The sequence below is a fragment of the Mastigocoleus testarum BC008 genome (assembly GCF_001456025.1).
Classification (GTDB): domain Bacteria; phylum Cyanobacteriota; class Cyanobacteriia; order Cyanobacteriales; family Nostocaceae; genus Mastigocoleus; species Mastigocoleus testarum.
On sequence record NZ_LMTZ01000026.1, the window covers coordinates 19,223 to 30,885 of the forward strand.

The window sequence follows — 11,663 nt, forward strand, 5'->3', positions numbered from 1 at the left end:
TGTGACTCCTTAAAAAATTTTTATTTATGTTACAATTAAAACCCTTACAAAAAATAATTTAAATAGCAGAAATATTTCTTGTATCAACCTAATTGCTTGATGTCTCAACCTTTATCAAGTTAAATTGATATATTTTGAAATAAAACAAATACTTGTTACAACATTTTTATTTAGTTTTAATTTTTACTTTATTTCAATTATTTAACCGGTTATCATGTCTTGATTTTGTGTATTTAGTTACCGTTTTTTATTTTTATTGAAAGAAAATGTCCCAAAAGGTAGATGTAAATGTTGTAATCTTAAAATATACGGAAGATTTTTTATATTTGTAAACTGTATTACCAAATATCAAAAATTTAGTTATATCTCGTCAAGTAAATGCTGTAAATTTGGTGATTGTAATTTAGAAATCGTAAATTTAGCGATTAATTTGATTGGCTTATCATTACTTGGAATGCAGTATCGAGGTAGGAATTATTCCTGGATATAATATGCACGAAACCTTAAAAAGTTTACATACTGCCGCGACGGAAGCAAATTGGTCGTTAGTTAATCGATATTTGCAACGAATTGTGTCGAGTTACAAAGGTAGTAATCGGCAAACTAACAAGGATAACCTGGGGCATGAGCTAGAATTCGAACAGATATTGGATTTCGCATTGCAAGTTTTGCGCTTTGGAGATTTTCAGGAACGTTGGGAAGTTGCAAAAATATTTCCTGTATTCGGTGATAGAGTAGTTCCTTGCCTACTAAATATTCTCGAAAATGAAGGAGAAGATTTAGAAAGTCGTTGGTTTGCAATTAGGATTTTAGGAAAATTCGATCAACCTGCAGTCATTATATCCTTAGCAAAGGTCCTCAGGGATACTGAAGAAGAAGATTTATGTGCAATTGCGGCGACAGCATTAGCAAATATTGGTACTCCTGCGATCAAAGTATTAAGTGAATTACTTCAAGATGAAAAAGCGCGATTATTAGCAGTTCAATCCCTAGCAATCATTCGCCGTGTAGAAATTATTGATCCCTTAAGAAGTGTAGTTACGGATGGAAATCCAGAAGTCCGCGCCACAAGTCTGGAAGCACTTGGTAGTTTTCACAATCTAGAACTTATTCCCCTATTTATTGCAGGATTAAAAGATGTGTCTGCATTAGTTCGTAAAGAAGCGGTAGTTGCTTTGGGTATGTGTAGTGAATTCAAAGCAGATTTTGATATTGTCAGCTATCTTCAACCTTTACTTCACGACCTCGATCCCCAAGTATGTCAGCAAGCAGTTTTAGCTTTGGGACGTATGGAAGATGAACAAGCCACTGAAGCATTATTTTTAGTTTTGATGTCTGCGCTTACTCCTACTTGGCTACAAGAAGAAGTTGTTCGAGTTTTAAACTGGGGAAATCGACCTCAGTCTTTAGCTTATTTAGAAAAAGCTCTTTACTCCAGTCAGGCTAGTCTCTGTAAGGAAATTATTACAGTTTTAGGACGTCAAGATTCATCAGAGAAGTGCTCTGAAGCAACTCAGATTTTAATTGATTTTTTTAATTCAAAACAAGATTTAGTAAGTCAATCTCCAATCAAACAAGCAATTGCAGTATCTTTAGGAGAGTTAGGAAATCCTAGCGCTATCAGTATTTTACAAACACTCACTTCAGATAAGGATTCTCGGGTAAAATTACATGCGATCGCATCTTTGAAAAAAATACCCCAAAATTAACTGAATGTTTATGTACTAGTTTTTACGAGTTATTTACACATAAGAATTGCTAATCTCGATACCACTATTTTTGAAAAACGCACAATTTGTCTGGGAAATGAATAATGAAGAGATTTTTTGTCAAATTTGAAGAATTATTATCTTTTCAGCTTCTCAGTGATGATTCATTTTATGATTTTCGGAGTGTATAATCATTCACATTAATAATGATGAAAAGATTGAGCGTAGGTTTAGCTTTGGGTGTCATAATTCTACCTAGCTTGGTCCTATTTGCACAGAGTCCTGCAATAGCTCAGTCCCGATCTGACAGGGAGTACTATTGTGATAGTCGGGCTCGCGATCGTGCTCGTCGTAAAACTCGTGGCGGTACATTAAAAGGTGCTGCTCGAGGTGCTGCGGCTGGTGCTGTCATCGGTTTGATTGCAGGTAAGCGTAAGGTAGGAAGAGGAGCCGCAATCGGGGGAGTTGTTGGAGCGATTGGTGGTACTATTGGTCGTGACAAAAAACGAAGACGGATTTACAGGCGCGAGTATGATAGGTGCATGCGCCTCGAACGATAAGTCAGTGGATACCTCCCTGTAATTATCGGTAGTTATAATTGGGTCATACAAATTTTGACTTCGAGCAGTTAGGTAATTAATATTAATTTTCTTGAGAATATATTTAGAATAGGTAAAATCATGAAAAGATTTATCTGGATACTTCTATTTGGGGTAATTGCCTTTGGTAACCTCAGTATACCTGCTCAGGCACAATCTTCGCCAAATACAAATAAACTGGCACAATCCTCACCAAACGCAAATGAAGATGATTCTGTCGATTTAAAAGCACTCACTTGCAGACAACTACTTTTGACTGATGGTGAAGAAAGATCGAACCTAATGATTTTCATGCATGGTTTTATGAGTGGTAAAAAAAATAATCTGACGATCGATGCTCCAGCACTTACGAAGGTAACAGATAAGATTGTTAATTCCTGTATTGATAGTCCTAACAGCAAATTGCTTGGAGTTTTTGAAAAGAATCGTTAATCGTTAGTTGTTACTTTATTGCTAGTGGTTTGTCCCATTAGTTTTGATTGGTTGTAGAGACGTACCAAAGCCTTCGGTTCAGCGTCGGCGGATCTGTAGGTGACGTAGTCATAGTCTCTGGTAAGTCTCTATGGGGATTTTGACACAAACCAACCTGTCATATTTAATGGGACAGACCACTAGTGCTATGGCGTTTCTATAAATATCCTAAAATTAGCGATGTCATTGATGTTTTATTTAGCAGCAGTATCACCACAATTACAATCATTCTCAGCCCCAAACTCTTGTAACTCCACTAAAATATCTTCAAGACGAGCTGTAGATGTTTTCACAATCCCTTTATCTTGAAAATTCTTAGCAGTTCTCACCAAGTTCAGTCCTTCAACGATGACTCTTTGTGTGGGATAATTTTGTAAAAATTCTAAAATCGAAATTTTGTTATCATCTGCAGCAGATAATATTAAGGCAGAACGTAATGCTTGAATATTTGCCTGTCTGGAAGGAGTATGAATTACTTGACCCACCTGAAATAAAATATACTCACCGATTAGGTTGTTTAAGATACCGTCGAGAAATTTCATACTCACTGTCGATTCCGTTGTCAGGATATCGCGAAAATCTTCAGGTTTTAATCGAAGAAGACTAAAGTATGTATTCCAGCCTCTAGGAATTTCTCCAGTTTGAGCAAAACTTGTCAAATCGCGAATATCAAGGGATTCTTGCATTAGACCAAGAGCGAAGACAACTTTCTTTCCTGTTTGTGGTCTGTTTTGAGCCAAATTATATTGATTTTTATCTTCTGATATTGGATTTTGTGATATTTGAGCTTCTGACTTGACTCCTATGTTAGGGATTGTCTGATATTGGTCAACTGCTGAAGCTAATATCAAGTTATTCTCTGACTTTTGTTTGGAGCAACTATCAGGGTATATCTGCAATTGTTTGTTATTTTGATTAACAAAGTTTTCAGAAAAGCTTTCAGATACAGGTTGTAGGGTTTGAGAATCTTTTATTTGCGATCGTGTGGTGGGATTATCGCAATTACAAATTAATTCCTGTCGCAATGGACCAAATGCTGTCAAAAACGTATCCAATCGCTCCATAAATAACTTGACATCACGGTGAACTACATTCAAGTTTTTGAGGTTAACTCTTACTTGTCGTTCAGGATAGCGTTTAGCTAGTTCTATAAATGACATATCATTATCTAAATATGCCTCATATAAAGCTCTTGCTAAAGGTCCAGCAAGTCCTTTATCTTCTCTACCTAATGGGTCACCCACAAGTTTATTTACTTGGAGCAAAAGAAATTCAATCTCTTGTTGACTCAGTTTTACCCCGGTATCGGGAATTGAGCCCGCCAGTAAAGTTGATACTTCGTTCCCAGTGAGAGGAATATTTTGGAAAAATCTCTCTAACTGTTGGGAAGTTTTACCGGTCTTGGAAAATTTCTCCAGTTGCCTATAAGGTACCACAGTGCGCTTAGTGTCATATTCCAAAATTACGCTTTTAGCAGCGTATGCGGATTCTACTGGAGCTAATACAAAAAAACTAACGCACAGACTCAGTGACAGAATCCGAGTAAAAAACTTGAGCTTGGGACATTTTTCATTGAATGTAGCAAGAAAATTCCCAAATTTTAATTTGAATGCCATTTTATTTAAGAGTTTCTTTAAGAATTAACGGTTAACAGTAAACAGCTAACTCTTTTGAGAGCTAACTGTTTGCTGATTTAGTTAAGATATTGAAGAAGCAGGACAAGATTGAGCATTAGGTAAACCAAGCATTTCGCCCAAAGAAAAACAAGTAAATGGATTATCAGGAATGGGAACTTTACCCGCTGCAATCCAAAATAGTAAACGTTCTGGGTCGAAAACTGCTTGTCGCAATGAACCATTACCACCAATACTTGCATTGTCATCAAATAAAGATTTGGGACTTGGTTCTTTTGTTTGGGGATTGGTGCGATCGCGCAGGACTTGCTTAACTATTACTTGTGGATTAAGTTTGCCATAAAGTGATTCTGGGCTATCTTTATCTAACAATTGCTCAAATCGCTGATATCGTAATAGGGTTGAATCTGTCGGTGGTGTATCTTTACCCTTTGCTTCTGGTGAAAGGAAATGGTTGGTCATATAGATTGCACCATTTTTTTCCATTTCACGCACGCCCATATCCTCATAGAGTAATTCAAATACCCCAGCTTTACGAGATTTACCATCTGTAATAATGATTAAGTTTGCCATCAGACGATTTTGGCTAGCCATGATGTCACGAGCTTCTTGGTAGTTATGGGCTCTTTTCATCACTTGAGACATTAGCTGTACGTTACTTCTACCATCTGTGGGCATTTCCTCAATATCTTTTGGATGTGCTGTATCCAACGAAATGGAAATACCTTCAGCATTTAAACCCGAATTTGGCCAAACCATCCCCGGAACTGAAATAATGGCATGGGGGATACCTTTATTCGGCTGTCGTATAAAAACTGTAGTGTTATCTACCCAGTATTTAATCGGTTCTTTTTGATTGTCTAGGGTACGACCATGATAAAGATGACCGTCAGTAGTTCCATCACCTGCAACAGCAAAGTTCGCGCAGCCTTCATGAAATAATATTTTTGGCAGATTATAACCAAATATTTCCTTGTATACGTCACCGAAGGCTAGAACCATGCAAGCATCCATGGTCATCCCAATATCACTAGTTGCATCAACTAAACCCTGACATTCTTGGTAAATTCCAGGAAAAGAATTGCGTCTAGCCAGTTTTGACATTAACATCAGTTTGCCGAAGAAACTTAATGTATTAAAAATTTCCCGACCACCAAGGGAAGCAATTTCTTTATGTAATAATTGTCCGTGCTGATAGCCCATTTCGTAGGGTGTACCTTGCAACCAGACGACTTTGATTGGACCTCTGTCTTCCCGGTGAGGTGCGACTGGTTTCCATTCTCCCTCAGATGGTTGCCATTCTGTTATTTGAGGTAGCCCTTCAAGAGACGGAAGTGGTTGAATATTTTGATTTTGAGTTGGAGTCGATTGAGGAAAAACTGGCGAAGCCTGCCAATTCAAAACTATGACTAAACACAAAGTAAAGATTAGTATTAATCCATTTTTCAACCAGTTGTACATTCCTAATCCTCATATATAAATTCCACACAAAAATACAGTCAATTTGATCTCTTTGGGTTATTTGTGATAAAAAAGCTGAATATCAAATTAAAAAAATTTCTAATCATTAAATAAAATAATGTGTTTGGATTTTATATATGTTTAACAGTTTTATTAATTATGCTTAAATCAAACAAAGAACTTCATCAAGTAAACAAGAGTATAAAAATGTACAAAATCAGTGGTTTAGCAATAAGATAAATCCTGTATGTAGTCAAATGAATAATCATATAAAATTTAATATCTTATTTACAAATTTATATTCTCAAAAATACATCTTAAATAAGATTAAGATTTTGTCTCCGAGTATTTAAACTTAATTAAAAGTAGGTTTTAATTCATTATTTTAACTTTTAATTTACCATTAATGAAGTATTTTTATTGCAATCTAATTGTTTTTTCTAGTTATAATAATCCAATTTACTATTTATAGGTAAATAATTATGACTTTTGAAACATCCTCTTAAGATTTCCTAAATTTACTTGTAAATTGGAAAATCCAATTTTATTTTCCTCTTTTCAAGGAGGTTTGGAGTATCAAAAACCAATTTTTTTTAATTAGTAACTAAAATTAATAGTTATTTTGTATTCTTAATCTTATTTAATAAAGATTATTTTTCAAATAGTATTTTTTAAATTAAACTTGAGAATCAAATACTAACTTGTAACTTTTTAAGTTTAATTGTAGCAAAATTAAAAACATAAAAAATAATTAATATATTTGTGTATTTTTGCAATAGTTAATATATATTCACTGTAATTAATGATTCTCAATATTGACGCGGTGTATTATCCTTGAATAAACAAAAATAAAACATTACGTTTGCCGCTATACAAGCATTAATTAGTGTTTTAGTATTGGCTATGAAACCTGTTTTAAATTTTAAGGAATCATCCCAGAAAAAGTACACTCAACTGTTGGTTATATTAATTGCTAATTTTGTACTTGCCCCTTTTTTGAATGGCGTAATTGGTGAATTCTTCTCTTCCGCGCTTTTACTATATGCCATTATTATCATTGTGAGAACTTTTTCCCTTCATAAAAAAATCTTCCTGCTCTATCTTATTATCGCAGTATTAGCATTTGCCTTAGAGAATGCTGCTAATTTTGGCTTATATAGTTCTAAAACAACTTTTTTTCTAATTTTAATTCAAGGTATCTATACACTTTACTTGGGTATAGCAGCATACTTAATATTACGAGATATTTTACTACGTAGTGAAGTTACAAAAGATACTATTTATGGAGGTATTTGTGTTTATCTTTTGATTGGTTTTGTTTGGGCTTTATTTTACGGTATTGTTTTGAGTTTAGAACCTCAGGCTTTTTCTCATATAAATATTGAAGCAGGACTTTACGATAAATTAATTTATTTTAGTTTTACTACTTTAACTACCCTTGGTTATGGAGATATTATTCCTGTAACTCACGTGGCTAAAATGCTGACTAATATGGAAGCCATAATCGGACAATTATACCCCTCAATTCTAATTGCGATCTTGGTCAGTGGTTATACTTCTAGAAAAAACTGAGTAGGGGATAATTAAACGGTAGTATTTTGACCTTCTGCACTCGTTTATGCAGCTTCATATCAAATGAATTTGGCACAAAAGAGTATAAGAAAATACTCTTTAGGTAGATTTACAATATTTATTAATCAAGGTAGATTTGGTATAAAAAGTTCATCATTGACAACAAATATATAAAATTACCCACGTGATTTTGTTTTTGAATTTATGGAATTTATGAAAGACAAATTGATGAAAGGTGGGCTTTTTAGCCTTTGTGTATTTTATTTATATCCAGGATTAGAGCAAATTCACATTCCTTATGGTATCAAGCAGTCACTGTTTTTATTGCTACTGAGTAGCATCGGAATGTTTCTTTCGGGTAATTTTATTGAGGGTGAAGCGAAACTTCTATTTCAAAATAAATCATTTCTTACAATAGCCTTGACTATAGGATCCTCTGGACCAGAAATCATGACCTGTATTATTTCTGGTCTTAAAAATGAAAGTCATATTGGTTTGGGTATGGTTATAGGATCGGCATCTGTTAATGCAGCTTATGCCTTCACTATGCTAATTATTGCATGGAATGTATTGAGAAAAAAAGACGAAAAGCTCTTTATCGATCCAAGTCAACAATCAGTACAATCTCGCCTGTATCTTTGCTTATTCATGCTGGGATTGGCGCTAACAACTTTCTTAACATTATTTGCAATCGAAAAAAATAACTGGTTAATTTTTCTGCTAATAACTATTAGTGAGCTTTTTCTGGTTTATAGAATATATAATTGGAGTTCTTTACCTCCCATAAATAAATATGGGGATGATGCTTTACTGGATGAAGATGATGAAAATATGAATCAATCATTGAGGTATTTTTCCCCTCAATGGTTTTTTTCTTTAACGATTTTTTGTACAGCTTTTGTGTTACTCATCTTGAGTTCAGAAAGCATGGTAGAAAACTTAAAGTTTTTTGCTATTGCGATAAAAGTTCCTGAATTCTTAGTGTCATATATCCTTGGTGCTTTTGGTAGTAGTGTTCCAGAATTTATCTTAGGGTGGATTATTGTGAGAGAAGCAATTACTAACATTCAAGAGTTTCCAAAAAAAGGGAGTGCACAACTGCGAATAGCCATTTACGGAATTTTTGTTTTATCCTTTGGTTCCAATGCCGTGGACCTATCAGCCGCATTAGCTGTGCAAACCATATCTACAACTATTCAAACATTTAGCAGTACAATTATTATGAATGTAGATATTATTTTAGGTTGTGTAGTTGCAAGCATCCTGACTATAATTGCGGCGGTAGTTTTAAGCATTCCAAAAAAAGAAAAATTAATTGTTGTTCTTTCTTCTTCTGCAGTCAGCTTGTATATTATCTCTTCATTTTTTAGCTTTTTTTAGTTTGAAATATTTTTTCAGATACCTCCGTAGGCTTGTGGAACACAGTGGAAGTAATTCCGATATACTGTTGCGTTAGCAGTTAGGGAACACAGCATATTGTGATACCAATTTGGAAAAATAATGGGACAGATAGATTTTGTAGAGACCTTGCAGAGCCTGCGGCGTCGGCGTTAGCCTCTGCAATGTCTCTACCGGAGAATCTGTTGCAATGATTTATTGAATTGGTATAAGTATTGCGTGTCTGATAGAAAACATATGCTTCCCTACGATCGCAATGACGGTCATTTAAACGTATATGGTATACGTTCTAAAAATTTTAATTTTTGATTATTATAAGTTCGGTTAAACTATATTTTTTTCTCCATCAAAACTACACAAGAGCGCGCCGTAACTGGATAAAAATTTTCTTCGCAAATTTTTACAGCCGCTTCCAAATCAGAAAAATCATCTGGTGTAGATAAAGCAGTATCAACAATTCGATGCCAATAGTTTCCTAACTCTAAAGGAGGTAATTCAAAATTAAGCGATTCCCAATAAGCATTGAGCATAATATGGAGGTGTTCACCCATTCCTGGGTGATTTAGGGAAAAAGCAAGAGTATGAGAATCCTCTCCCCGATCAGGTTGACCTAAATATACTCCATGCCAAACTAGATGTGGTTCAAGGCTTGCATGGGTAACTTCTAAAAACTTTTCTTGACGAAAAATTGCTAGTCCTTGGATGAAGTGAATTAACTTTTTTACAAAACTTAGCAAATCATGGTGTTTGCTTACTAAACTCCAGTCAAACCAGCTTAATTGATTATCCTGACAGTAAGCATTGTTGTTTCCTAGTTGGGTACGCCTCACCTCATCTCCCATCAGAAGCATAGGAGTTCCCTGAGAGATAAACAAAATAGTAAAGAAATTTTTAATTTGCTGCGATCGCAATTGTTCTATTTCCAGGTCTTCGGTTACTCCTTCTAGCCCACAATTCCAACTAAAGTTATCATTAGTACCATCACAATTTTCTTCTCCGTTAGCTAGATTATGTTTACGATTGTAGGAAACTAGGTCGTTAAGAGTAAAACCATCGTGACAAGTGATAAAGTTAACGCTACGATTAATATCGGTATCTAAGCGCGAGTAGATATCGGGACTTGCTAAAATTCTAGCTGCTAAAGCATTAATCGAGGCGCGATCGCTTTTAACAAAACGGCGGACATCGTCCCGGAATGGACCATTCCACTCAGCAAACCAATCAGCCAATTCGACAAATTTACCGACGCCATATAATCCCGCTGCATCCCAAGCTTCAGCAATTAATTTTGTTCCAGCTAAAATCGGATCGGATTCAATTGCAGAGATAATATTTGTGGTTCCTGCTTCTTCCTTTATCGGTTCTCCAAAAATATTTCTTCCCAAAACTGTAGCTAGATCGAAACGAAAGCCATCGACGTGCATCTCTGAAACCCAGTAGCGCAAAGAATCCAGAATCAATCTACTGACGATGGGATGATTACCTTTAAAAGTATTGCCGCAACCGCTATAGTTTTTGTAATGAGCTGGATTTTCATCCAAAATGTAGTAAGTTTGATTATCTAAGCCTCGAAATGAAAGAGTTGGACCTTGCTCATTACCTTCTGCAGTATGGTTGAAGACAACATCCAAAATTACCTCAATTCCTTCGCGATGTAAGGCTTTAACCAAATCCCGGAACTCATCTACAGCGCCAAGAGAATCGCGCCGCGAACTATAACCTCTATGGGGAGCAAAAAAGTTAATTGTGCTGTAACCCCAGTAGTTTTTTAATCCGGGAGGTACATCCTGAGCATCAAACTGATGGATCGGTAGTAATTCTACCGCGGTAATTCCCAATTCTTTGAGATAGGGGATTTTTTCAATTAAGCCAGCATAGGTTCCTCGTTTAGACTCCGATACACCAGAGTTAGGATGGCGAGTAAAACCGCCCACATGTAACTCATAAATTACACTGCAGGCGTAGGGAATTCTCGGATGTAGATCGCCTTCCCAGTTATAGGTACTGGGGTCTAATACCACTCCTTTGAGGGCTTGAGCACAGTTATCTCCTGAACGAATCGCAGCTTGGCGATTGTAAACCTCCTCTCCCACAATTGTCCGCGCGTAAGGATCTAATAAAACCTTAGTGTTATCAAAGCGATATCCTCTTTCTGGAGCAAACTGTCCACAAGCTCGATAAGCGTATATCTGTCCAGATTTAATTCCTGGAATAAATACGTGCCAATAGTAATAAGTCTTATTCAGTATGGGGTCAAGCTTAATTGTTTGAGTTGGTTGAGCAGCGCTAGCAGCATCAAATAACAGCAACTCTATAGCAGAAGCATTTTGGGAAAAGATGCAGAAATTTACCCCATGAGGATAAACAGTAGCCCCCAAAGGGAAACTTTTTCCAGGGAAGGTTTTTAGATTTTCTGCCATTTTAGTTCTATTCCCAATAAGATAAACTTATCTAGTAAGCTTAACTTGATAATACCTTTAATAACAGGCTTTCCCACTGCACAATCTCCTCATTGACACTCCCACCCCTGTCTAAACCGCGCTATCGCTTGGTTTATTCAAAAAGAGGTGGGATTCTCGGTTCAATGTCGCAACTTGCTCAACCAGGTTTTCACCAAGTAGAGTAGTGGTCGCAACTCCCCGAGCGTTACTTTGGGGATGCCCTCCCCTAGCTTGTTTGCGCCCAGTATTCCCATCCGCATTGCGTTCGTCGCAGACGCGTCTCGGTTTAAGCGCAATACCCGTGAATGAAATGCTCAAGCTGCCTTTGGAACAATAATTTCTAAATCTTTTTTCAAATCTCTAATTTCCGATTTATGA

9 protein-coding genes are annotated in these 11,663 nt (G+C 35.9%); 5 read left to right on the forward strand and 4 right to left on the reverse strand.

Annotated features, from left to right (window positions below; translation table 11 throughout):
* Positions 1-434: 434 nt before the first annotated feature.
* The 3 genes from BC008_RS06040 to BC008_RS06050 all read left to right on the forward strand — a co-directional run bounded on the left by BC008_RS06040 (position 435) and on the right by BC008_RS06050 (position 2,740).
* Positions 435-1,709: a HEAT repeat domain-containing protein gene (locus BC008_RS06040; RefSeq protein ID WP_153009533.1), complete on the forward strand. Its 1,275-nt coding sequence runs from the start codon at positions 435-437 to the stop codon at positions 1,707-1,709.
* 206 nt (positions 1,710-1,915) lie between these two features.
* A complete protein-coding gene (locus BC008_RS06045; RefSeq protein WP_027844526.1) occupies positions 1,916-2,269 on the forward strand; it encodes a YMGG-like glycine zipper-containing protein in 354 nt (117 codons plus the stop codon).
* 120 nt (positions 2,270-2,389) lie between these two features.
* Positions 2,390-2,740: an HdeA/HdeB family chaperone gene (locus BC008_RS06050; RefSeq protein ID WP_058183340.1), complete on the forward strand. Its 351-nt coding sequence runs from the start codon at positions 2,390-2,392 to the stop codon at positions 2,738-2,740.
* A gap of 233 nt (positions 2,741-2,973) precedes the next feature.
* Here BC008_RS06050 and BC008_RS06055 read toward each other — a convergent pair whose 3' ends face one another.
* A complete protein-coding gene (locus tag BC008_RS06055; RefSeq protein ID WP_058183341.1) occupies positions 2,974-4,395 on the reverse strand; it encodes an alpha/beta hydrolase in 1,422 nt (473 codons plus the stop codon).
* Positions 4,396-4,476: 81 nt separating this feature from the next.
* Positions 4,477-5,874 carry a C45 family autoproteolytic acyltransferase/hydolase gene (locus tag BC008_RS06060; RefSeq protein ID WP_027844524.1) on the reverse strand — a complete coding sequence of 466 codons (1,398 nt, stop codon included), beginning with the start codon at positions 5,872-5,874 and terminating at the stop codon, positions 4,477-4,479.
* A gap of 903 nt (positions 5,875-6,777) precedes the next feature.
* On the opposite strand from BC008_RS06060, the gene BC008_RS06065 reads away from it, so the two are divergent.
* Both BC008_RS06065 and BC008_RS06070 read left to right on the forward strand, forming a co-directional pair.
* Positions 6,778-7,446 (forward strand): potassium channel family protein, encoded by a 669-nt coding sequence (locus BC008_RS06065; protein WP_027844523.1) that lies wholly within the window; start codon positions 6,778-6,780, stop codon positions 7,444-7,446.
* 213 nt (positions 7,447-7,659) lie between these two features.
* On the forward strand, positions 7,660-8,826 hold the full coding sequence (locus tag BC008_RS06070; protein WP_161938082.1) for a hypothetical protein: 1,167 nt from the start codon (positions 7,660-7,662) through the stop codon (positions 8,824-8,826).
* Between the two features lie 347 nt (positions 8,827-9,173).
* Here the strand turns inward: BC008_RS06070 and glgX are convergent, their stop codons facing one another.
* Together glgX and BC008_RS50340 are read right to left on the reverse strand one after the other, a co-directional pair.
* Entirely contained in the window at positions 9,174-11,264 is a 2,091-nt protein-coding gene (glgX, locus tag BC008_RS06075) for a glycogen debranching protein GlgX (RefSeq protein ID WP_027846873.1), read from the reverse strand.
* Between the two features lie 111 nt (positions 11,265-11,375).
* Positions 11,376-11,603, reverse strand: coding sequence for a hypothetical protein (locus BC008_RS50340; protein WP_058183342.1), 228 nt, complete (start codon positions 11,601-11,603; stop codon positions 11,376-11,378).
* Positions 11,604-11,663 lie beyond the last annotated feature (60 nt).